At 64.1% G+C, this 20,212-nt stretch carries 23 protein-coding genes; 12 read left to right on the top strand and 11 right to left on the bottom strand.

Annotation, left to right across the window (positions count from 1 at the left end):
* Positions 1-13 precede the first annotated feature (13 nt).
* Positions 14-616: a transcription antitermination protein gene (locus G9C82_RS12035; RefSeq protein ID WP_127014217.1), complete on the top strand. Its 603-nt coding sequence runs from the start codon at positions 14-16 to the stop codon at positions 614-616.
* Here G9C82_RS12035 and G9C82_RS12040 read toward each other — a convergent pair.
* The 4 genes from G9C82_RS12040 to G9C82_RS12055 form a co-directional block, all read right to left on the bottom strand.
* On the bottom strand, positions 613-2,199 hold the full coding sequence (locus G9C82_RS12040) for a hypothetical protein (RefSeq protein ID WP_174789971.1): 1,587 nt from the start codon (positions 2,197-2,199) through the stop codon (positions 613-615). The two genes, G9C82_RS12035 and G9C82_RS12040, sit on opposite strands and share 4 nt — an antisense overlap.
* Positions 2,200-2,219: 20 nt before the next feature.
* Complete coding sequence (locus tag G9C82_RS12045; protein WP_014041245.1) at positions 2,220-2,960, bottom strand: ABC transporter ATP-binding protein; 741 nt, start codon at positions 2,958-2,960, stop codon at positions 2,220-2,222.
* Between the two features lie 400 nt (positions 2,961-3,360).
* On the bottom strand, positions 3,361-4,737 hold the full coding sequence (locus tag G9C82_RS12050) for a ribonuclease R family protein (protein ID WP_127014218.1): 1,377 nt from the start codon (positions 4,735-4,737) through the stop codon (positions 3,361-3,363).
* Positions 4,738-4,803: 66 nt separating this feature from the next.
* Complete coding sequence (locus tag G9C82_RS12055) at positions 4,804-5,088, bottom strand: hypothetical protein (RefSeq protein ID WP_004958380.1); 285 nt, start codon at positions 5,086-5,088, stop codon at positions 4,804-4,806.
* A gap of 129 nt (positions 5,089-5,217) precedes the next feature.
* On the opposite strand from G9C82_RS12055, the gene G9C82_RS12060 reads away from it, so the two are divergent.
* From G9C82_RS12060 to G9C82_RS12075, 4 genes are all read left to right on the top strand, one after another.
* On the top strand, positions 5,218-6,798 hold the full coding sequence (locus G9C82_RS12060) for a bacterio-opsin activator domain-containing protein (protein ID WP_004958376.1): 1,581 nt from the start codon (positions 5,218-5,220) through the stop codon (positions 6,796-6,798).
* A gap of 256 nt (positions 6,799-7,054) precedes the next feature.
* A complete protein-coding gene (locus G9C82_RS12065) occupies positions 7,055-8,026 on the top strand; it encodes a phytoene/squalene synthase family protein (protein WP_004958374.1) in 972 nt (323 codons plus the stop codon).
* Positions 8,027-8,074: 48 nt separating this feature from the next.
* Positions 8,075-8,800, top strand: a complete 726-nt coding sequence (locus G9C82_RS12070) for a lycopene cyclase domain-containing protein (RefSeq protein ID WP_007188668.1) — start codon at positions 8,075-8,077, stop codon at positions 8,798-8,800.
* Positions 8,797-9,822, top strand: coding sequence for a Brp/Blh family beta-carotene 15,15'-dioxygenase (locus G9C82_RS12075; protein ID WP_206508212.1), 1,026 nt, complete (start codon positions 8,797-8,799; stop codon positions 9,820-9,822). The genes G9C82_RS12070 and G9C82_RS12075 overlap by 4 nt, the downstream gene beginning before the upstream one ends.
* A 334-nt stretch (positions 9,823-10,156) precedes the next feature.
* Here G9C82_RS12075 and G9C82_RS12080 read toward each other — a convergent pair whose 3' ends face one another.
* A complete protein-coding gene (locus G9C82_RS12080; RefSeq protein WP_004958369.1) occupies positions 10,157-10,747 on the bottom strand; it encodes a 50S ribosomal protein L15e in 591 nt (196 codons plus the stop codon).
* Positions 10,748-11,007: 260 nt separating this feature from the next.
* On the opposite strand from G9C82_RS12080, the gene G9C82_RS12085 reads away from it, so the two are divergent.
* Both G9C82_RS12085 and G9C82_RS12090 read left to right on the top strand, forming a co-directional pair.
* Positions 11,008-12,954: an aldehyde ferredoxin oxidoreductase family protein gene (locus G9C82_RS12085; RefSeq protein WP_011224011.1), complete on the top strand. Its 1,947-nt coding sequence runs from the start codon at positions 11,008-11,010 to the stop codon at positions 12,952-12,954.
* Between the two features lie 36 nt (positions 12,955-12,990).
* On the top strand, positions 12,991-13,356 hold the full coding sequence (locus G9C82_RS12090; RefSeq protein ID WP_004958366.1) for a hypothetical protein: 366 nt from the start codon (positions 12,991-12,993) through the stop codon (positions 13,354-13,356).
* Here the strand turns inward: G9C82_RS12090 and G9C82_RS12095 are convergent.
* The 3 genes from G9C82_RS12095 to G9C82_RS12105 all read right to left on the bottom strand — a co-directional run bounded on the left by G9C82_RS12095 (position 13,340) and on the right by G9C82_RS12105 (position 14,446).
* Positions 13,340-13,708 carry a hypothetical protein gene (locus tag G9C82_RS12095; RefSeq protein WP_004958364.1) on the bottom strand — a complete coding sequence of 123 codons (369 nt, stop codon included), beginning with the start codon at positions 13,706-13,708 and terminating at the stop codon, positions 13,340-13,342. The two genes, G9C82_RS12090 and G9C82_RS12095, sit on opposite strands and share 17 nt — an antisense overlap.
* A 10-nt stretch (positions 13,709-13,718) precedes the next feature.
* Positions 13,719-13,973, bottom strand: coding sequence for a hypothetical protein (locus G9C82_RS12100; RefSeq protein ID WP_004958362.1), 255 nt, complete (start codon positions 13,971-13,973; stop codon positions 13,719-13,721).
* 104 nt (positions 13,974-14,077) lie between these two features.
* Entirely contained in the window at positions 14,078-14,446 is a 369-nt protein-coding gene (locus G9C82_RS12105) for a hypothetical protein (RefSeq protein WP_004958360.1), read from the bottom strand.
* Positions 14,447-14,537: 91 nt separating this feature from the next.
* On the opposite strand from G9C82_RS12105, the gene G9C82_RS12110 reads away from it, so the two are divergent.
* Positions 14,538-14,939 (top strand): MoaD/ThiS family protein, encoded by a 402-nt coding sequence (locus tag G9C82_RS12110; RefSeq protein WP_011224010.1) that lies wholly within the window; start codon positions 14,538-14,540, stop codon positions 14,937-14,939.
* A gap of 25 nt (positions 14,940-14,964) precedes the next feature.
* Here the strand turns inward: G9C82_RS12110 and G9C82_RS12115 are convergent, their stop codons facing one another.
* Positions 14,965-15,237: a ubiquitin-like small modifier protein 1 gene (locus tag G9C82_RS12115; protein ID WP_004958357.1), complete on the bottom strand. Its 273-nt coding sequence runs from the start codon at positions 15,235-15,237 to the stop codon at positions 14,965-14,967.
* A gap of 164 nt (positions 15,238-15,401) precedes the next feature.
* Here G9C82_RS12115 and G9C82_RS12120 point away from each other — a divergent pair, with 164 nt between their 5' ends.
* Both G9C82_RS12120 and G9C82_RS12125 read left to right on the top strand, forming a co-directional pair.
* Positions 15,402-16,364, top strand: coding sequence for a C-terminal binding protein (locus tag G9C82_RS12120; protein WP_127014220.1), 963 nt, complete (start codon positions 15,402-15,404; stop codon positions 16,362-16,364).
* 89 nt (positions 16,365-16,453) lie between these two features.
* A complete protein-coding gene (locus tag G9C82_RS12125; protein ID WP_127014221.1) occupies positions 16,454-17,242 on the top strand; it encodes a hypothetical protein in 789 nt (262 codons plus the stop codon).
* A gap of 6 nt (positions 17,243-17,248) precedes the next feature.
* Here the strand turns inward: G9C82_RS12125 and G9C82_RS12130 are convergent, their stop codons facing one another.
* Positions 17,249-17,650 carry a hypothetical protein gene (locus G9C82_RS12130; protein ID WP_127014222.1) on the bottom strand — a complete coding sequence of 134 codons (402 nt, stop codon included), beginning with the start codon at positions 17,648-17,650 and terminating at the stop codon, positions 17,249-17,251.
* Positions 17,651-17,745: 95 nt separating this feature from the next.
* On the opposite strand from G9C82_RS12130, the gene G9C82_RS12135 reads away from it, so the two are divergent.
* Both G9C82_RS12135 and G9C82_RS12140 read left to right on the top strand, forming a co-directional pair.
* The gene (locus G9C82_RS12135; protein WP_049919092.1) at positions 17,746-18,531 is read left to right on the top strand and encodes a helix-turn-helix domain-containing protein; all 786 of its coding nucleotides are present in this window, start codon (positions 17,746-17,748) and stop codon (positions 18,529-18,531) included.
* Positions 18,532-18,769: 238 nt separating this feature from the next.
* Positions 18,770-19,789, top strand: a complete 1,020-nt coding sequence (locus G9C82_RS12140; RefSeq protein WP_004958347.1) for a transcription initiation factor IIB family protein — start codon at positions 18,770-18,772, stop codon at positions 19,787-19,789.
* Positions 19,790-19,817: 28 nt separating this feature from the next.
* Here the strand turns inward: G9C82_RS12140 and G9C82_RS12145 are convergent, their stop codons facing one another.
* Positions 19,818-20,144 carry a cupin domain-containing protein gene (locus tag G9C82_RS12145; protein ID WP_011224005.1) on the bottom strand — a complete coding sequence of 109 codons (327 nt, stop codon included), beginning with the start codon at positions 20,142-20,144 and terminating at the stop codon, positions 19,818-19,820.
* Positions 20,145-20,212: the final 68 nt, after the last annotated feature.

Raw genomic sequence — 20,212 nt, forward strand, 5'->3', positions numbered from 1 at the left:
GCCCAGCGGAGGTATGGACGCTGGAGCTACTATCAACGCCGTCCGTGACCAGACTGAGACGGAGCGAGACAGACTGGGCTCGGACAAGGTGCTTATCGCAGCAACAGATGCGACACTGGAGACGGAGGTGGTGCTCACAACAGCGGCGACACGCGAGTCAGGGCTTGCAGATGCCCTCGGCCAGTGGGCCGCCGAGGCGGACAGCGACGTGGCGACGCAGTTTGAGGGAGCCGCCGAGGCCGCGGCCGAGCGGGTAGACCGCATCGACGCAGACGCCGGTGACCCCGATGGGTTCATCGACCACCTCGAAACCGTTAGCGGGACTGCACGGCGCGTCGGGGCCGGCCTCGTCGCTGCCCCGTTGGTCGCCGACCGGTTCTATCTGCAGGTGGTGAGCTTCTTCATCAACGAGGCTGACGAACAGCGGGCCGATACGTTCCGCGAGATTCGACGCGAGGCATCGGCACTCGACGACGGGGAAACTGCCCTCGGACACCTCTCGGAATCCGAGCGCGAGACGGCAGCGGCGGCCGCGACGGAGGCCATTGGAGCGGCGTACGACGACTACGCGGAGACGCTGGAGGCGATGGGGCTGGACCCGAAGCCGGTCTGCTAATCCAGCCGGTATGTTGCAACGCGGTTAGCGGCATAGAGGAACCCCGCGACAGCGCCAGCGCTGGCGATTCCAATGCTCACCACCAGCCCCCCGCCGAGGAGCCAGGTTTTGTCGAACGGTAGCGCGAACAGGTCACGAACGGCGAGCAGGTACGTCAGGCTCCCCGGCGCGACGGCCACGCCGAGGACGAGGAAGTACAGCCCGAACGACCAGCCGCTTGGAACCACTACTTCGTGGCCCTGCACCGATGACGACTCGAACTTCGGGAACACGACGCCGGCTCCGACGGCGATAGCCGGTGCGGCGAGGGTTGCGGCCAGTGCGACTGTGAGTCCGGCAGCGAGCGTGACCGGTGGCGTTCCGGCGGCGACACCGAGACCGACGACCAGTAGCGTCGTCACCACGACACCGGGGAGTGCGCCCGCAAGGACGAGTCCGGTGACGAACGCCCGGCCGGAGACGTTGGCGGTCAGTGTCAGCGGCAGCACTCCTTCCTCGCCGCCGAGCGGATTGAGCGAGAACGCGGCCCCGAACGCCGCCGCGCTGGCGAGGCCAGCGCTGAGGGGGAGCGTTGGCGGGACCACTCGCTCCAGAATGACAATCTGGAGATGATACACCAGGAAGAAAAACGGCATGATCGCGAACTGCACGGAAATGGGCGCTCGCTTGGCACGGATCCACGACTTCTGGGCGACCACGCGGGTCGCCGTCGAGACCCGTCCTCTCAGCAGACGGTCCGAGAGTGTCTGCTTGTCTGCGTCGAACTCGTAGTCAGGCTGGACCGGATCGACATACCAAGCCCGCGCAGCAAGCCACAGACACGCAACCACGCCGACCGGGAGCGCGCTGAGAACCCCCACCGTAGCGACGGTGGCAGCGACCGGATCGCCACCGGCCCCCAGAACGAGCAGGACCACGTCAGCGGGCCACGAGAGCGGGGACTGGGTCGCCAGCTGGAGCACGCGAAACTGTACCGTCGGGACAGTCGTCATCGCAACCCAGCCAAGCGGCAGGACGAGCGAGACGGCAGCCCCGACGCTCGCTCGATGCCGCGCGATGAAGGCCGAGCGGTTCGCGACCAGTTTTATCACTAGCCCTAGACTGAAGCCGAGGACCGTCCCGAGCAGGGTGACCGCGACTGACCCGACCAGCGCCACGACAGCGACGAGTACCCCAGCATCACCGACTGCAAGTCCGCCCACCAGCGCCAGAATCGGGATGGTGAGCGCGAGCAACACTCGACCGATCTCGGCGGCGAGCAGCCCGGCCGCCGCGTCCTCGTAGGGCACCGTCGTCAGTAGACCGTCGGCAGCGTCCGGTTCGCCGGCCGATTTCACCGTATGCTGGAGTGTAAAGAAGCCAACGAGTCCGAGCAGCCCGACGATGCTCGCCGTCGTCGCGAGTCTAACCGTCTGGGTGTCGCTGCCGGTGAGGGCCCCGCCGAAAAAGAACGCCATCACGCCGATAGCGAGACTGTATATGACGATGCCCAGTCCTCCGCCAAGTAACATGAGCGTCCCGCGCGCCGTGCCCATGAGCTTGCGCCAGGTGCGCCGCAGTTCCGTCTGTGCGATCAGTCGCATCCGCTGTCCGTTCGGTCGCCTCATCGCTCACCCGGGTGCTCGCTGGTCACGTCGAGGAACACGTCTTCGAGCGTGCTCCCGGACTCGACGCTGTCGGTCAGTTCATCGGGAGACCCCTCCGCGACGAGGTCGCCGTCGTACAGGACGCCGACGGTGTCGGCCAGCTCCTCGACGACGGGCAGGATGTGCGTCGAGAGAAAGACCGTCGTGTCAGCGGCCGCGACTTCGCTGATGGTGTCACGCACTGTCCGGGCGGCCCGCGGGTCCAGCCCCGAGGTCGGTTCGTCCAGAAAGAGGACCTCCGGCTCGTGCAACAGCGCCTGGACCAGCCCGAGCTTCTGTTTCATCCCCTTCGAGTACGTCTCGACGCGCCGGTCGGCGTCCTCGTCGAGGTCGAACCGGTCGAGCAGCGATTCCACGCGGCCCCAGTCCTCGTGCCCGCGCAGGCCGGCGACGTACTCCAACTGCTCGCGACCGGTGAGTTCGTCGTACAGCGGCGGTTCCTCGGGGAGGAAGCCGATGTGTTCGACCACCGCGGCGCGGTCGGCAACCGACTCGCCCGCGACTCGGGCCGTGCCGCTTGTTGGGTTCGTCAACGTCGTCAGAATCCGAATCGTCGAGGTCTTTCCCGCGCCGTTAGGGCCGAGGAAGCCGAAAACGCTGCCGCGCGGGACTGTGAGGTCGAGGTCCGCTATCGCCGAGACCCCACTGTAGCGCTTCGTCAACCCCTCGGTGACGATTGCGGGTGCTGGAGGGCACATACGGGCAGTGCCGTACCGACTGTGAAAAGGTCTTGCTGTTGCTATGTGCGACTCTCTAGAATGGTTGTTTGGTACTGTTTCGCCCTGGAGCTGGAGTTTGAACAGCCAGAAAGCCCCCTGTCGCTGGGCGACTGCGACTCGCTGCGCTCCTCACTTCGTTGCGGTGCTTGCGTCGTCTCGAACGCCCAGCGACAGGCCCCTTTCAGTCCCACCCGTAGCCGGTTGCCCAATCCAGGCTGGGTGGGACCGAAAGGGGCCGCGCCATCGACGAACCCCGGCGACGTAAGCACGCGAAGCGCGCGCAGCGAGCCGCGGGAGTCGATGGCGTGGGGGCTTTCTGGCTCTCGACGGTCGTAGCTGCAGAACCATGCACAACAGAACCAGATACTTTAGCTAGCCGTTACTCTTCAACGGCTGCGTCGGCGGCATCGGCTTCAGCGTCCTCGTCATCGTCGTCACCATCGTCAGGGTTCTCCACCACTTCGATGCCTCGGTTGTTCACCGCCGACGGGTCGAGCCCGACCTCCTGCAGGAAGTTCTTGTACTCGCGCTCGCACTGCTCGGCGTCCTTCTGGCGGTCGCTGGCGCGGTCACACAGCGCGATCAGGTCTTCGGGCACGTCGTTGGTGTAGACAATCCAGTGGTTGATGAGGTCCGACAGGCGGCGAATCGGCGAGGTGAAGTGGCCGTAAATCTCGAAGTTCAGGGCGTGGTGGCCGCCGAAGGGGTCGTTCATGTACTTCGCGCGCGGCATCACCTTCATCACGGCCCACTGAATCTTATCGAGCTGGCGGCCAGGGGCCTGTTCGAGCGTGGCGTTGACGGCCTTGCGTGGGTCGTCCCAGGCGTCGCCGGGGATAGAGACGCCGTCGAGTTCCTGAATCTCGACCAGCGCCTCGTCCCACTCGTCGGGGCTGGGCTGTGGGTGGACGCGGTACATCGCCTCGACGCCGCGGTTCCACATCAGCTCGTGCGTGACGGCCTTGTTCGCCTTCAGCATACACTCCTCGATGATAGTGTGCGCGCGGTCACGGGCAGGATTGAGGACGAGTGACCCCTCCTCCTTGCGCTGTTCGTGCATCCGGTCGGCCAGTTCCCAGACGCGCTCGGTCTTCTCCGCGAGGTCGACGCTCTGGTCTTCCAGCACGTCTTCTGCGGTCTCTGGCTCATCCAGCAGGCGCTCGGCTTCGGTGTAGGTCAGCCGGGCATCCGAGCGGATGACGGACTTGTAGATATTGATCTCCTCGTAGCCGAGGTTCTCCTTGTCGAGGTGCATTTCGACGGTGTGGGCCAGACGGTCCTCGTTGGGGACCAGCGAACACACCGTCTCGGCGAGGACGGGTGGTAGCATGTGGACGGTGTAGGCCGGGAGGTAGACGGTGTTCCCGCGCTCGACGGCCTGCTCCCACATCTTCGTGTCGGGGTTGACGTAGTGGGTCACGTCGGCGATGTGGACCCAGAGAACGATCTCGTCTTCGCGCTCCTCAATGGAGATGGCATCGTCGAAGTCCTGCGCGTCGATGGGGTCAGTCGTCCAGGTGGTCATCTCCCGGAGGTCCTGCCGCTCGTCGACCTCGTCTTCAATCTCCGCCTGAACGCCCTTCGTGCGCTCCTTGGCCTCTTCCAGTACTTCGGGCGGGAACTCGTCGGGAATGCCGAACTTCTCGAACAGTTCCTCGCGTTTGTTCTCCAGATGTCGTGCCATCTCCGGGTCGATCTCGACGGGGCCTTGCCCCTCGGCGGTCCCGGCGGCCGCCTGTGCGTCCTCTGTAGTCATGTCACCCGGTACGAACAGGGCGTAGTTAGGGCTGTCGGGGTGGGACTGGGCCGTGACCCCTGCGTCTCAGTCCCTGCGAGCGTCGCCCTCGGAGAGTTCCCGGAACCGTCTCAGGAACGTCTTCTGGTCGGCCTCGCCGGCTCCGGCGGCGTCAAGTGTCGTCTCGAGCCCATCTCGTGGTTGCTGGCATAGCTCGGCAAAACAGGTTTTACAGAGATGCTCGAACGTCTTGTTTCGACGGTCCCACCGGTCGCCGTGTTTGTCGTACTCGCGGGCCTCGGACCGTGGGATGGACTCGCCACACGCGATGCAAGTGACTGACTCCCCCCGGGAACTCCGGGACCCGAACATACCTACGCGTTGCGGGCGACATCGTTTAGAACTTTTCGCACAGGCAACAGTCCCCCGTTTTCGGGCCACACGTTTATTCACCCGCCGCCACTACACAGGGTATCGGCTATTCGGAGCCAGGGACACTGAATGAAGCCACCAGAGACACTCGCTCACTCGACGTTGGACACGCTACCCATCAACATCGCTGTCCTCGACGACGAGGGAACGATCCTGTTCACGAACCGCGCCTGGCGGGAGTTCGCGGGCGACGAGGACGGGGAGATGGAGGGGACGAACTACTTCACGACAACCGATGTCGACGCCGACGAATACGCCGGACAGGCAGTCGGCGGCATCGAGTCGGTCATCGACGGTGAGCAAGACCTGTTCACGATGGAGTACCCGTGTCACTCTCCGGAGGAGAAACAGTGGTTTCTGATGCGGGTCGCACCACTTCCGGAGGATGAGGCCGGGAGCGCAGTCGTCGCACACATCGATATCACCCAGCGGAAACTCGCCGAACTGGCGGCTGAACGACGGAGCGAAGAGCTGAAGGCCGAACGCCAGAACCTCAAGCAACTCGTCGACCGGGTCGACGGGCTGCTGAAGGCGGTGATGGGCGACGTACTGACCGTCGACTCGCGGGAGGCCATCGAGCAGACCGTCTGTGACCGGCTGGCCACGGTCGACTCCTACCAGTTCGCCTGGGTGTCCGAACTCGACTTGCGCGACGAGACGCTGTCGTCGACGGCCCTGTCAGCCGACCGACCGACCTCGTTATCTATCCCACTTGACGCCGACGACCCGGTCGCGGAGGCGGCTCGTACCGAGGAGATGCAGGTCGTGACCGGTGGTATCGACGAGCAACACAGCCGGCTTGCTGACTCCGACGTGGCATCTGTCGCGGCCGTGCCGCTCGTCTCCGGCGAATCGTTATACGGCGTGCTCACCGTCTATGCCGACAGCGACGACGTGTTTGATCCCCGAGAACAGGCCGTGCTGGGAACCATCGGCCGGGCCACCGCGGCGGCTATCGATGCTCGCGAGACCAGCCGGCTGCTGACCGCCGACAACGTCACGGAACTCGAACTGCAGGTCACCGACCCCGACGTTTTTTATATTCACGTGGCAAGCGAACTCGGTTGTTCGATGGAGTACGGTGGGAGCGTCCCCAACGGTGAGGAAACGGTGATGTTCTTCCTCGTCGAGACGGACGACCCCTCGGCGGTCTGTGCCGTTGCCGCCGACCACCCGCAGGTGTCGGGCGTCTCGCACGTCTCGACGTCGGACTCGGCGGCGCTGTTCGAGTTCACCGTCTCGGACCCACCGGTCGTCTCGGTCGTCGCCGACCGCGGAGCCCAGACGGGCGACATTCTCGTCGAACCGCGACAAGCGACGGTCACCGTCACGCTTCCGGCGTCGATGGAGACCCGAAGCGTGGTCGAGCAGGTCCGAAACCAGTATCCGGAGACGGAACTGCTTTCGGTGCGAGAGCGGGACGAACCGCCCGTTTCCCGGCAGGCATTCATTGCAAACGTCGAGGAACGTCTCACGAACCGCCAGCTAACGGCGCTCCGGAAAGGGTTCCTCGGCGGCTTTTTCGACTGGCCACGTGATGTCTCCGGTGAGCAACTGGCCGAGTCGATGGATATCTGCCCGTCGACGTTCCACCAGCACCTCCGTGCGGGTGAGCGAAAGCTACTGGAAGAAGTGTTTGAAAACTGGTAACTCGTGATTCCGAACCCCCTTACCGGTGTCGGACGCTTGACGCGATTCCCGAAGCAGTTTGGTAGTCTGCTTATACCGATAACAACCGTATATACATGTAGTGATACCGAACCAGTGTCCTGTTTGTCACCGGCGAACCGACGGGACACAGACCCCCGTAATAGCGGCGCACTCACGGACCGACCGGACTATTACGGACAGCCTGCCGACAAGCGCGCGACGCATCGCCCGCCGAATGACCGCCCGATAGCTTTCAATGCATTCCGATAACATCCAAACCAGCAAATCGATACAGCAGGAAACCGGACGGACGTTCCACCTTGCGACGCGTCTGCTTCCGGAGCGTATCCGCCACCCGACGTACGTCATGTACGCGTTTTTCCGGGTCGCGGACGAGGTCGTCGACCAGACGGACGGGCCGCCGCCGACCGTTCAGCACGAGCAACTGGAGGTGATTCGCGAGGCCGCACTCGGGAACATCGACCCGGAAGAAACCGACCACGAGGCAGTCATGGCGGCGTTTCAGGACCTGGCTGACCGTCACGACATCTCCGAGGAGACGATTAACGTCTTCATCGACGCGATGGAGATGGACATCGCACAGGCCCGCTATGAGACGTTTGAGGACCTCCGTGAGTACATGGGCGGTTCTGCCGTCGCCGTCGGCCACATGATGACGGAGGTAATGGACCCGCCACAGAAGGAGGAGGCCCTGCCCCACGCGACGGCACTGGCCGAAGCGTTCCAGCTTTCGAACTTCCTGCGGGATGTTCGTGAGGACATTCACGACTACGGCCGGGTGTATCTCCCACAGGAGACGCTCGAGCGCCACGGCGTCACCGAGGAGCAACTGGCCGACGCCGAGGTCGACGACGCCTTCCGCGCCGTGATGCAGGAGGAACTGGCCCGGACCGACGAACTCTACCGCGAGGGCGTCGCCGGCATCCGGTACCTGCCGGAAGACTGCCAGTTCGGCGTGTTGCTGGCCGCAGTCCTGTACGCTGACCACCACCGGCTCATCCGTGACCGCGGCTACGACGTGCTGACGGAGACGCCGGACCTCACCCGCCGCCGACGGCTGTGGCTCCTCGCCCGCACGTGGTGGCACTGGCGGCGCAACGGCGACCCCGAAGCGACGTTCTACACCGTGAGCGCTGTCTCCGAGCGTGGCCCCGGTGAGACGCCAACAGACACTCACAGCCACGGGCAGCCCACGTGGCGTGGATGACAGCCACGCGCCGGGCATCGTTTTCGACCACCTGCTGTATCTGAACTCATGCTGTCTACCCTCACGTATCTCCAGTTTCACGCCCTCTTCGTGGTCCCAGTCGTGGCCGGCCTGGCGTTGACGGCTACCTACCGCCTCGGGAGCCGCCGGGACGTACTCACAGGAACAGCTATCCTCACCGGTCTGGCGCTCGTCTACACGACGCCGTGGGACGGCGCGCTCATCCGGCGCGGCGTCTGGTGGTACGGCGACGGCGCTGTACTGCTTCGGTTCTGGTCGATACCCCTCGGCGAGTACCTCTTTTTCATCCTGCAGACGGCGATGGTGGGGCTGTGGGTGGCCCGGTTTCGTGTAGACACGGAGCGCCCGCTGGCCACGCCAACACGAACGCGACTCGTCGGGCTTGCCGTTGCGCTCGTCGTCGTGCTGTCCGGCCTGGCACTCCTGCGCTCCGATTCGGGGCTGTATCTCGGCTCGCTGCTGGTCTGGAGCGGCCCGATTCTCGCCATTCAGTGGCTGTTTGGGTGGCATTTCCTCGTCGGCGAGTGGCGGACCGTGAGCGTCGCGACACTGGTCCCAATGGCCTATCTCTGTGGTATCGACAGCATCGCCATCCGACTCGGCGTCTGGACGATTTCAAAACAGTACACGACCGGCTACACGGTTCCCCTGCTTGACCTGCCGATTGAGGAAGCGGTGTTTTTCTTCCTGACGACGCTGTTCGTCGTGCAGGGGGTCGTGCTCTATACTTGGCTCATGGACAGATGGGAGTGAGCTACCGCAGCGCCGTCGAACCGTCGGTTCGCTACCGGGTCGCACTGGCTCCCGGCTGGGTCGCTAGCCTCGCCGTCGTCGCTCCGTTTCTCGCGGGGGTCTCGATACCACCTGCGCTCCAGTACGCCCCGCTGGTTGTCAGCGCTGTCCTGCTCGGCTTGCCCCACGGCGCAGTCGACCACCTCGCGGTCGCACGGACCCGTGGCGAGCGCCCGGACTGGCGTGCTATCGCCCGCGTGTTCGCGCTCTACGGCGTCGTTGGCGGGGCTTACGCCGTCACCTGGTTCCTCGCACCCGCGGCGGCCTTCGTCCTGTTCATCGCGGTGACGTGGTTCCACTGGGGGCAGGGCGACCTCTACGCGCTACGCGCGCTGGCCGACTCCGACCACCTCCGGTCACTCCCGCAGCGAATCGGAACCGTCCTCGTCCGCGGCGGCCTGCCGATGCTAGTCCCGCTGCTCGCGTTCCCGGAGTGGTACCGCCGCGTCGCGACGGACCTCGTCTCGCTGTTCGCGCCCGACGCCGTGGCCGCTATCGGCTGGGCGTTCCGGACCGACGTGCGGACCGCGCTCGCCCTCGCCTACGGCGCGCTCGTCGTGGCGACGCTGGCCGTCGGGTTCGCTCGCGCCGATGCCCGCCGGCCGTGGCTGCTCGACGCCGGTGAGACGCTGGGCCTGCTTGCCTACTTCGCCCTCGTCCCGCCGGTGCTCGCCATCGGCGTGTACTTCTGTCTGTGGCACTCGCTGCGCCACGTCGCCCGCCTGCTGCTGGTCGACGACGACGCCACTGCCGCACTCCAGAACCGCGACCCATCGGCGGCACTGGCGCGGTTCGCTCGCGATGCCGCACCGCTGACCGCCGCCTCACTCGCCCTGCTGGGCGGGCTATACTTCCTTGTCCCAAATCCGCCGGGGTCCGTCCCGGAGTGGGTCGCGCTGTATCTGGTGTTCATCGCTGTCGTCACACTGCCTCACGTCGTTGTGGTCAGTATTATGGACCGCGAACAGGGCGTCTGGGCGTAGTCGGCTCCCTCTCTAGACGGCACTAGGACCGGATGTCTGGAAGAACTGAAGTCGAAAATCACGGTGGGCATCCGCGCGAGCGAAGCAAGCGCGGTTCACAGAACGCGAGCGGAGCGAGCGCGGTTCACAGAACGCGAGCGGAGCGAGCGTTCGCCTTTTTGGCCACCGAAAGACTCGCGTTGCTCGCTCGTCTTTCGAGCTGCTCGGAAATCGAAGATTTCCGGCATGACGAGACGGCAATGCCGTCTCGAACCACCTCGCTCGCTTCGCTCACGAGGACCACGTTTTTGCGCCGAGTGGTGCCCTTCGCGTACCCGAGGCGAAAAAAGGTGGGTTACTTGCCCTTGCCGCCGTTGCTGCGCAGCGACGGGCGGGTCTTTTCGCTACCCTTGCCCTTGCCGCTGAGGCCGCGGTTGCGGCGACCGGCACCGGTCAGACCGCGGAAGACGCGGTCGGCCTGGTCGTCAGCACAGATCCACGACAGGTCGTCGTCGTTCTGGATGGCCGGGTGGTTCGGGTCGATGAGGATGACCTCATGCCACTTCTGGCGGCCGTCCTGACCGACGGAGTAGCTGTTGAGTACGCGCAGGTTCGGGAAGGTGCGGGAGGCGCGTTCCTCGGCGACGCGCTGGATGTCCTTCCGGCGGGTGATGCGCGTGACGCCCTGGCGCTTGGAGCGGCGGCCGGCCTTGTGGCGGCGCTTGCGTGCGCTGCCCTTGCGGACGGAGACGCGGGCGACAATAACGCCCTGCTTGGCCTTGTAACCCTGCGAGCGGGCCTTGTCGAGGCGGGTCGGGCGCTCGATGCGCTCGACGGCCCCTTCGTTGCGCCATTCCTGCTGGCGCTGCCACTGTAGTTCTGCGAGCTGTCCGTCGCCTGGGTTCTTCCAGGCATCTCGAATGTACGAATATGCGCTTCGTGCCATATGTATTCACCACGGGCGTTGCGTGGTTCAAGTCGCGCGCAGCGCGACTCACATCCCGACCTGCACACGCAGGTGCCCGCTGGTGCCCGTTGTCCAGCGAGTTACCCCGGAGTTTGCCGCTCGGACTCTTAAACGGTTCGGACCAGACTTGTGGATGAGACCCGGTCACGCAGGGCAAGTGACCGCTGAAACCGTCAGATATCTGTATTTTAGCAACACAAACCGTTAACTTGCTCGCGGCCAGAGAGTCACGTATTACCATGACAGACCTTGGTGGCTTTCAGGACCACGTGGCACGGATCGACCTCGGAGACGGGGACGTAGCCTACGAAGGTATTGACGAGGAAGACGCGAAAAAGTATATCGGTGCACGCGGACTCGGCGTGAAGTATGTCTTCGACCAGGGGCCGGACGTTGACCCGCTTGGGCCGGAGAACCTGCTGGCGTTCATGAACGGGCCGCTGACGGGGACACAGGTGACGATGAGCGGTCGTATCGCCATCTGTACGAAGTCGCCGCTGACGGGGACCGTCACTGATTCCCACCACGGCGGCTGGTCCGGGGCGCGACTGAAATGGTCGGGCTTCGACGGACTGCTGTTCGAAGGGCAGGCTGACGAGCCGGTGTATGCGCTCGTCGAAGACGGCGAAGTGGAACTGCGCGACGCCTCACACCTCTGGGGGCAGGGCGTCCACGACACTATCGACGACCTCGAAGGCGAAATCGAGGGCGGCTCGCTGGGCAAGAACCTTTCCGTAATGGCCATCGGCCAGGGCGGTGAGAACGAGGTCAAATACGCCTGTATCGTCAACGAGGACGACCGCGCGTCGGGTCGCGGTGGCACCGGCTGCGTGATGGGCAACAAGAACCTCAAAGCCGTCGTCGTCAAGTCCAGCACTCGGATGCCGAAGCCAAAAGACCAAGAGACGTTCCAGGAGGGCCACAAGCAGGCGATGCAGGTCATCCAGGAGTCCGACGTGACCGCGCCCAATGAAGGCGGCCTTTCGATGTACGGGACCAACGTCCTGATGAATCCCACCGAGGAGATGGACGGTCTCCCGACGAAAAACGGGAAGTACTCGTCGACGCGAGCGTACTCGGACGCCGAGGGCGACGGCGAGCGTATCATCGACTCAGAGAACGTCTCGGGCGAAAACGTCCGGGAGAACATCCTTGTTGACGAGCCAACCTGTCACTCCTGTCCGGTCGCCTGCAAGAAGGAAGTCGAGGTGCAGGCGATGCACAAGGGCGAGGAGATGAACGTCCGCACCGAATCCTACGAGTACGAGTCCGCGTGGGCGCTCGGCCCGAACTCCGGCCACGTCGAACGCGACAAGATTGCAGTGATGCTCGACCGGTGTAACGACCTCGGCGTCGACACCATCGATGTTGGTAACACCATGGCGATGACGATGGAGATGACCGAGGAGGGCAAACTCGACGAACTCGACGACGGCCTGGACTGGGGCGACGCCGAGACGATGATCGACATGATCGAGATGATCGCCCACCGCGAGACGGAACTCGCGGACCACCTCGCCGAGGGGCCGGACCATCTCGCCGAGGAGTTCGACGCTCACACCAACTCTCTCGCGGTCAAAGGCCAGACGATGGCCGCCTACGACCCGCGCTGTATGAAGGGGATGGCAATCGGGTACGCGACCTCAAACCGTGGGGCGTGTCACCTGCGCGGCTACACCCCAGCAGCCGAAATTCTCGGTATCCCGGAGAAGGTTGACCCGCGAGAGTGGGAGGGCAAAGGCGAGCTGTGTGCTACCTTCCAAGACCTGCACGCTATCAGTGACTCCTTCGACATCTGCAAGTTCAACGCCTTCGCGGAAGGTATCGAGGAGTACGTCCTGCAGTACAACGGCATGACTGGGCTGGACGTGAGCGAGGAGGAACTGATGGAGGCCGGCGAGCGCGTCTACAACCTCGAACGGTACTACAACAACCTCGCGGGCTTCGACGGGTCCGACGACGACCTGCCAAACCGGTTCGTGGAGGGCGACGAGCACGCGATGCCAGCCCAAGGCGGTTCCGAGGGCGAACTCGCGGAACTCTCGAAGATGAAAGACGAGTACTACGAGGTCCGTGGCTGGGAGAACGGCGTCGTTCCCGACGAGAAACTCGACGAACTGGGAATCGATATCGGCCCCGGAACCGGCGTCAGCTCCGGCGGCGCAGCGGCACCGAGCGACGACTGAGATAGCGCCGGCCGTCGAACACATTTCACTTCTCTAATGCGCAAGGAAGATATCGACGACTTCGAATTTCAAGTAGAGTCCCGACTGACCAGCCACGGCGTTTACGTCACCGACTTCACCGACGAGGGCGAGACGTACCGGCTCACATATGAATCAATTTCGGCCGACGAGGCGGCCGTCATTCCCCACCGGGAAATCGGCCGCGTCATCAACGTCTTTCGGGACCTCCACGCTGATGACTGGTCCGGCGTCGACATCGAGGCGACCGTGACGGACCTTGAGGACACCGAACTCGGCGAATGGTCAGTCGACAGCGAGTGGATCGACGACCTCGAAAACGGCGACCTCTCCGAAACGGCGTTCTCCCAGCGCGTGCTGGAGACGATTACGGTTCAGAGCTGACCGCCAGTACCGCCCTGATTTCCAGCGTCGTTTCGAACTCCTCGCTTCTGTCCAGCCGCCGCCCGTCGCGCTCGAACTGGGCGGCGTGGGCCCGCTGAACGGCGTCCTGCTCGCGGTTGCTCAGTCCAAGTTCTGTGCCGATACTGTCCCAGTGGTCCGACTCAGCGCAGACGTAATCGGCCTCTCTGGGGCCGCTGATGCGTTCGTACTCTCTGTCGTAGGTTTCCCGGTTTGCCCGGAGATACGTTTGCACCTGTTCGAGCAGGTCGGGGAGGCGGTCGAGCGGGACGCTGGCCTGCGTGCCGGCCAGCAAGACGATCTGCCCCTCGATTGGGTACGACGGGTCGGCCATCGCGCCCCGGTCAGCCGCCCGCCCGCATTGCTTTCTGTGCGAACTTCTCGATAAGCGGCTCCAGTGTCTCCGGGTCACCGTCGAACTGGATTGTTACCTCGTTGAGTTGGAGGCTGGGGCCGATAGCGACTTTCTCCTCTGAGAGTGTCGCCGCCCAGCCGTCGCCTTCGACGGTCGCTTCGCCGCGTTGCTCGCCGCCGAGGTTCTCTAGATACCCGATAGCGGCTCGAACCGAGATGCCGCGAAAACTCCGTTCACGCTCCATCGTGTGGTCGTTACGGGTGCGGTCGTCTAAACTTATCGGCGGTCCGGCGCTCGTTCGCCACAACCGCGCTATCCCGAGGTGTCACTCTGCCGGACAGAGAGGGTCTACCCCGGCCGGATACCGTCGTCGACGATGCGGGCGTTGCGCTCGCGGTTGATGCGCTCATCCAGATCGGCGTGGTCGTAAATCTGGGCAATGACGGCGGCGTGCAGGTCGCGCCAGGCCATCGCGTAGATGGGTGACTGACCCCAGGCCCGAAGTTCGACGACGTACTCGTCGTAGGCCTCCCACCGGCTCTCGAACTGCTCGATGTGGTCGACGACGGCGCTGGCCGGCTCTTCGGTATTGAGCGCGGCGTTGAGCTCCCGCTCCCAGCCACCAACGGCCTGTTCCATGTCGCGTTTCGTGTCCTCGCTGTCCGGCGGCAGCGAGTCGACAATTCCGGCCGGAATCCCCAGTTCGATATTGTCCATATCGCCACACAGAGTTCGCCGCAAATAAACCCCAGCGATGGGCGAACATGTTCGTCTCTACTGACTTGTATCGGCGGGGTGTAGCGTACACATGAGCAGTGAGACAGTAGAGCGACAGTCGTCGGCAATGGACCTGACTACTGTCGAGGTCAGGTGCACCGGCCACGTTCGCCGGGTCGTCGGCGAACCGGCGCTGTCATACACGTTCGAAGGGAACACGCTACGTGACTTCCTCGACGCGTTCTTTCAGGAGTACGACGTGGGCGATATGCTCATCGCGGAAACCGAAGCCGACGCCACCACCGAGGGCTGGGCCCCGGAGATAGCGGACCTGCCGGGCGACTGGGCGAAAAACCCCGAAGGCGAACAGACCAGATGCTACGCGCGAGTGGCGGTCAACGGTGAGTTCAACGAACATCTCGACGGACTGGACACGGAACTGGAAACCGGCGACCGCATCGGGTTGCTATACCCGTTCATCTTCTGTTGCTGACTCGGGCAACTGACTGTCGCAGGAATTACCCCCCGGCAACTGGCGGGAACACGCTAAGTTCGTCTCCGTCTTCCAGTGGGGTCTCTAGACCATCGAGATGGGCAATGTCTCTTCCGTTCCGGAGGATTGTCAGATACTCTCGCAGTTCGCCGTCCTCAAATAGGTCCATCTCTGTGAACTCCTCGGAGAGCTGTCGGAGCACATCGCCCGCCTGCAGGTCCGTTTCATACTCGCGGTGAACCGTTTTCTGTCCGACGGCTTCCCGGAAGTTGGCAAAAAACCGCAGCTCGATTTGCATACCGCTGGATTGGCGGTCGAGTGGCTTAAATCACAGCGCTCGAACCACGTGGATCGAACAATCAACTGATTTACTCGTTGTATTGAATCTATCATCGACCTCGAATTCCTATCCGATGGGAACGACTTCGACCCGTTTTACCGTCTCAGGCCCTGACTCCGAACATGGAACGTGTGGTCGCAAGCGATGACCCGATGATAGATGTCGACCGACTGCGAGCGGAACTCGACGCTGATGTCGTCGTCGCGGAGACAGACGACGAGGACGCGGTCCGGGACGCCGCTGCCGGGGCAGCGGGCCTCGTCGTGGACGTGAACACGCCGGTCACTGCCGGCGTGCTTGACGTGCTGGACGAGCTCAAGATCGTTGCGAGAGCGGGCGTCGGTATCGACAACATCGACGTGTCTGCGGCGGCAGACAACGGCGTGACCGTCACGAACGTCCCCGAGTACTGTACCGACGAGGTCGCTACCCACACGGTTACGCTACTGCTTGACTGTGTTCGGACGCTTACGGCCTACGACCGCGACGTTCGCGACGGCGGCTGGGGCTGGGAGCGAACCCGGCCGGTGCATCGCGTCCGCGACCAGACGCTGGGCCTCGTCTCTTTCGGCCCCATCGCGCGGCGGGTGCGCGACCAACTGCGTGGCTTTGACCTCGACGTGATTGCCTACGACCCCTACGTCGATGCCGAGGAGATGGCCGACGCCGATGTCGAAAAGGTCGCGCTGGAGACGCTGTACGAGCGAGCTGACTACGTTTCCCTCCACGCGCCGCTGACCGGGGAGACGGCAGAGATGATAGACGCCGACGCGCTCGCAGCGATGCGTGAGCAGGCAATTCTGGTCAACACCGGCCGTGGCGGCCTCGTCGACGAAGCGGCGCTCCGGACGGCGCTGAAGGACGGAATGATTGGAGCGTCGGGTCTCGATGTACTCGCCGAGGAACCGCCGACGGCTGACCACCCGCTGGTCGGCCTTGACAACTGTATTGTCACGCCGCATGCGGCTTGGTACTCTGAGGAAGCTCGCGACGACCTCAATGCCGCCGTCGCGGCGAACGTCGAAGCCGCGCTGGCCGGCGAGACGCCGCCGAACCGAATCGACCCGGACACGGACTGGCTGTAGCGCCTTTGCAGGTGCAAGTGCCGCGTCGCCGGCCCCGCCGGTCGTATCAACCATACTAGCTTATCTCCTGTGGCAGCCTCCTCTCAGACATGACAACGCGGTTACTTACTGTGCTGGTGGTGTCACTGCTCGTCCTTGCCGGGTGTCTCGGCGGCGGTCCGGCGGTGGGCGACGGGACTGATGCAGACGACGGCGGGGCCGCACCGGCAGACCGGGACGACCTTTCGGTTGAGGCGACGGACCGCCTCCTGCGAGACGCGGGCAGTTTCACCGCGAGGTGGTCGTACTCGACGACTGAGGCCGGCGAGACGGCTACGATAACGAACGCCTATCACGTGGACCTGCAGGCGAACCGTTCGCTGGAGACGTTCACGATGTCCGGGCCGGACGCCAGAACTGATTTCGAGACGTTTGTCGCCGACGGCTCGGCCTACACGCGGTACGAGACTGACGGCGAAGCGTTCTATCAGGTCAGGCCACAGGACGACACCTCGTTCCAGTCCGCCGTCGACCGCGGGACGCTCAGCTACGAATCAGTCGATGACGCCCGCTTTGTCGGGACAGAAACCTTCGACGGCGTCACGGTGGATCGCTACGAGTACTCGGACCTCTCGACCTGGCGGCAGTTCGGTGCCGGCGCGTTCGGGTCCGGCGGGAACGTGACTGTGACCGATTTCACTGTCGTGATTCTGGTCGATTCGGACGGACTTGCACGCCAGACAGCGTGGACGCTGACCGGCGAGACTGACAACGGCGAAACGGTCTCAATCGAGTGGCGCTACGAGATCACCGACGTCGGGTCGACTGACGTTCCAGACCCGGACTGGCTTGCAGAGGCCCGGTCTCAGCAATCGACCGCAACCACGCGAGCGGCGTGACTGACCTCAGCACCTGAGGAATTCCCGGCGCTGGTCGCCGAGAGCGCTCTGGCCGGTCCCTGCCGTCTTGATATCCCGAATGAGGTTCGAGAGGTACGCCTGAACACCGGGGTCACAGGTGCCAAACTCTCTCGCTTGGCGGTAATCACACCAGAGTGCGACCGGCAACAGCGGGGCCGCAAACAGTCCGGACAGCGTGACCCCCAGCTGGAACGGGTGACCGGTCGGGACGGCGAGCCACGCAGCGGCCACGATTGCCCAGAACACCGCCCCGTAGACGACGGTGTGTCGCCAGTTGTGCGTCGGTAGTTCATATCCGCGAATGCGCGACGGCGAGTCGTCCGGTGTGTCGCCAGTGACCGCTCCGCTGGACGAGTCGCCAGTAGATGGAGAGACAGGACACGACATACTCCTTTGAAAGCGTGCTTCGATAATGACGGCTGGTTTGGCATACGCCGAACGAGACAGTGCGTATAAGCCACTCGACACGCAACGGGATGTACATGCGAGAGTTCATCTTCACTATCGACTACGAGCGGAACGTCGACCCCGTTATGGACGTGTTCATCGACTATCCGGAGACCCATTCCCGGACGATAGCGTGCAACGTCACACGAGACGGGATGTGGCGGCTCGAGCGCGTCGCCGGCCCGGAGACTGCGCTTGAACAACTGGATGACGTGTATGACGACCCGGTCCAGTGTACCGAGTGCATCGGAACCCGTAACTGCAAGACGGACTGGACGTACGAGGTCATCGGCTCGGACCCCGGCGCTCGGACGGTGTACAGCTACCGGTCGGAAGCCGGCGACTGTCACTCGATTCCGCGGTTAGCCATCGACCACGTCGGCCGCGGCGTCCTCGTCGAGACTGAGCGCCGTGGCAGCCGGTGTGAGTGGCGGCTCCTCCTCTGTAGCGACGCCGGCGTCGACGGCCTGTTCGAGGAGATGAAATCCGAGCTCCGGGAGGGACTCACCGTCGAATTCCGGCAGCTCAGTTCCCCCTCGTACTGGGTCGACGAGGCCGTGACGCTGGCGGAGCTGCCGCCGGAACAACAGGCCGCTGTCGAGGCCGCCGTCGAACACGGCTACTACCGGACGCCCCGGGACACCTCGCTCACTGACCTCGCAGAGACGCTCGACGTATCACGGTCGACGCTCCAGTACCGCCTCCAGCGTGCGGAGGCGTGGATCGTCCGGTCGTTCGTCACGCGGTCGATGGGGCCAGTTCAGGCCGACGAAGATGTCGCCGAGGGTGGACGCCTCCGTATCGGTCGCTCGGGCGTGTAGTAGACAGTATCGCGTCTGGCACCAGAACCGAACTGCACTGCACTACCTGTATACTGCCGCGTCGCAGTTCAGAACGGGGTAACAGCGGGAGTGAGAGTTGTACGTCGTGGTGCACCGAACGCGACACATAGATATCACTTCTCCGAACTTCGGCATATGCCAAACGAGGCGTCATGGGGGATGCACCCCTATAATTGGGTACGACCGCGGGCGTCCCACGCGCTCGCAGAGGACATCTATGACGACACGCAGCATCTATTCCCCCGACGAACGCGATGAAAGTGCGGACGAACAGGCCGAGTCAGAGGCGAGCACTGGCCACGCCTGCCCGGACTGTGGCGGAAGCCTCGTCACCGACGACAGTCGTGGCGAGACCGTCTGCGAGTCGTGTGGTCTCGTCGTCGACGAGGACGAGATCGACCACGGGCCGGAGTGGCGCGCTTTCGACAGTCAGGAGCGCGACAACAAGCGCCGGGTCGGCGCGCCGACGACCGAGATGAAACACGACAAGGGCCTTTCGACGAATATCGGCTGGCAGGACAAGGACGCCTACGGCAACTCCCTGTCGACGCGCCAGCGCGAGAAGATGCAGCGCCTGCGGACCTGGGACGAGCGGTTCCGCACCCGCGACCACGCCGAGCGCAACCTCAAGCAGGCGCTTGGCGAGATTGACCGGATGGGGAGCGCCCTCGGTGTCCCCGAGAGCGCCCGTGAGACGGCCAGCGTCATCTACCGCCGCGCGCTCGACGAAGGGATGCTACCCGGTCGCTCCATCGAAGGGATGGCGACCGCCGCGCTGTACGCTGCCGTCAGGCAGGCGAACCTTCCGCAGACGCTTGACGACATGGCCGTCGTCAGCCGCGTCGACGAGATGGAGTTCACTCGGGCCTATCGCTATCTCAACCGCGAACTCTCCCTGCAGGTCGGCCCGCCGGACCCTGCAACCTACCTCAGCAAGTTCGTCTCCAAACTCGACGCAGACGACGCCCTCGAACGCCAGGCCCGCGCCCTCATCGAAGCGGGGAAGGAAGCGAACGTCCACAGCGGCAAGAGCCCCGTCGGCCTCGCCGCTGCGGCCATCTACGCCGCCGGCCTCCTACTCGGCGAGGAGATGACCCAGGAGACCGTCAGTGAGGCTACTGACATCAGCACCGTGACCATCCGCGAGCGCTACCGCGAACTGCTTGAAGCCGAGTCGGAACTCGACGACAGCGCCGTCGACGCGGCCAGCGGCACCGAATCCGGCGCGAGCGCCTGAACCGTCGTATCTCCCGCTCTTTTACTCTCTACTGTCCCGGCAGCGGACAGAGGCTCGCAGTCAAAACAGCTACCTCGTCGGTGTGGTTGTGCGCGCCATGGGCCTGCCCGCGCTCGTTCAGGACGACGCCCGGCGCGGCGATGGCTTCCTCGGTGTCGTCCTGCTGGACCGTCACCTCGCCGCGGACGACGTGGAACACGTTCGTCGCGCCGTCGTGCTCGTGCGGGTCGATTGTCGCGTCCGGCCCCAGCGCGAACGCCTTCACCAGCACGTCGTCGGTCACTGCCAGTTCTCCGTCGATGACTTCGCCTGCTTCCGGTTCGGCGTCGAACGCTGCCAATCTATCGAGTGACATACCGGCACGTGGGCCGGGGCGTCCTTAGCCGTTCGGCTGCTGAGAAATTCGTGACTGTTTGTATCGGT

The organism is Haloarcula sp. R1-2, assembly GCF_011627385.1.
Lineage (GTDB): Archaea > Halobacteriota > Halobacteria > Halobacteriales > Haloarculaceae > Haloarcula > Haloarcula marismortui.

Excerpts from the sequence above, each read along its gene's own strand:
- G9C82_RS12065 (WP_004958374.1), top strand. The coding sequence starts at position 7,055 with ATGCATTCCGATAACATCCAAACCAGCAAATCGATACAGCAGGAAACC.
- G9C82_RS12035 (WP_127014217.1), top strand. The coding sequence starts at position 14 with ATGGACGCTGGAGCTACTATCAACGCCGTCCGTGACCAGACTGAGACG.
- G9C82_RS12045 (WP_014041245.1), bottom strand. The coding sequence starts at position 2,960 with ATGTGCCCTCCAGCACCCGCAATCGTCACCGAGGGGTTGACGAAGCGC.
- G9C82_RS12095 (WP_004958364.1), bottom strand. The coding sequence starts at position 13,708 with ATGGCCGACCCGTCGTACCCAATCGAGGGGCAGATCGTCTTGCTGGCC.
- G9C82_RS12070 (WP_007188668.1), top strand. The coding sequence starts at position 8,075 with ATGCTGTCTACCCTCACGTATCTCCAGTTTCACGCCCTCTTCGTGGTC.
- G9C82_RS12125 (WP_127014221.1), top strand. The coding sequence starts at position 16,454 with ATGACAACGCGGTTACTTACTGTGCTGGTGGTGTCACTGCTCGTCCTT.
- G9C82_RS12110 (WP_011224010.1), top strand. The coding sequence starts at position 14,538 with ATGAGCAGTGAGACAGTAGAGCGACAGTCGTCGGCAATGGACCTGACT.
- G9C82_RS12120 (WP_127014220.1), top strand. The coding sequence starts at position 15,402 with ATGGAACGTGTGGTCGCAAGCGATGACCCGATGATAGATGTCGACCGA.
- G9C82_RS12080 (WP_004958369.1), bottom strand. The coding sequence starts at position 10,747 with ATGGCACGAAGCGCATATTCGTACATTCGAGATGCCTGGAAGAACCCA.
- G9C82_RS12055 (WP_004958380.1), bottom strand. The coding sequence starts at position 5,088 with ATGTTCGGGTCCCGGAGTTCCCGGGGGGAGTCAGTCACTTGCATCGCG.
- G9C82_RS12135 (WP_049919092.1), top strand. The coding sequence starts at position 17,746 with ATGCGAGAGTTCATCTTCACTATCGACTACGAGCGGAACGTCGACCCC.
- G9C82_RS12050 (WP_127014218.1), bottom strand. The coding sequence starts at position 4,737 with ATGACTACAGAGGACGCACAGGCGGCCGCCGGGACCGCCGAGGGGCAA.
- G9C82_RS12105 (WP_004958360.1), bottom strand. The coding sequence starts at position 14,446 with ATGGACAATATCGAACTGGGGATTCCGGCCGGAATTGTCGACTCGCTG.
- G9C82_RS12090 (WP_004958366.1), top strand. The coding sequence starts at position 12,991 with ATGCGCAAGGAAGATATCGACGACTTCGAATTTCAAGTAGAGTCCCGA.
- G9C82_RS12100 (WP_004958362.1), bottom strand. The coding sequence starts at position 13,973 with ATGGAGCGTGAACGGAGTTTTCGCGGCATCTCGGTTCGAGCCGCTATC.
- G9C82_RS12040 (WP_174789971.1), bottom strand. The coding sequence starts at position 2,199 with ATGCGACTGATCGCACAGACGGAACTGCGGCGCACCTGGCGCAAGCTC.
- G9C82_RS12145 (WP_011224005.1), bottom strand. The coding sequence starts at position 20,144 with ATGTCACTCGATAGATTGGCAGCGTTCGACGCCGAACCGGAAGCAGGC.
- G9C82_RS12060 (WP_004958376.1), top strand. The coding sequence starts at position 5,218 with ATGAAGCCACCAGAGACACTCGCTCACTCGACGTTGGACACGCTACCC.
- G9C82_RS12140 (WP_004958347.1), top strand. The coding sequence starts at position 18,770 with ATGACGACACGCAGCATCTATTCCCCCGACGAACGCGATGAAAGTGCG.
- G9C82_RS12130 (WP_127014222.1), bottom strand. The coding sequence starts at position 17,650 with ATGTCGTGTCCTGTCTCTCCATCTACTGGCGACTCGTCCAGCGGAGCG.
- G9C82_RS12085 (WP_011224011.1), top strand. The coding sequence starts at position 11,008 with ATGACAGACCTTGGTGGCTTTCAGGACCACGTGGCACGGATCGACCTC.
- G9C82_RS12115 (WP_004958357.1), bottom strand. The coding sequence starts at position 15,237 with ATGCAAATCGAGCTGCGGTTTTTTGCCAACTTCCGGGAAGCCGTCGGA.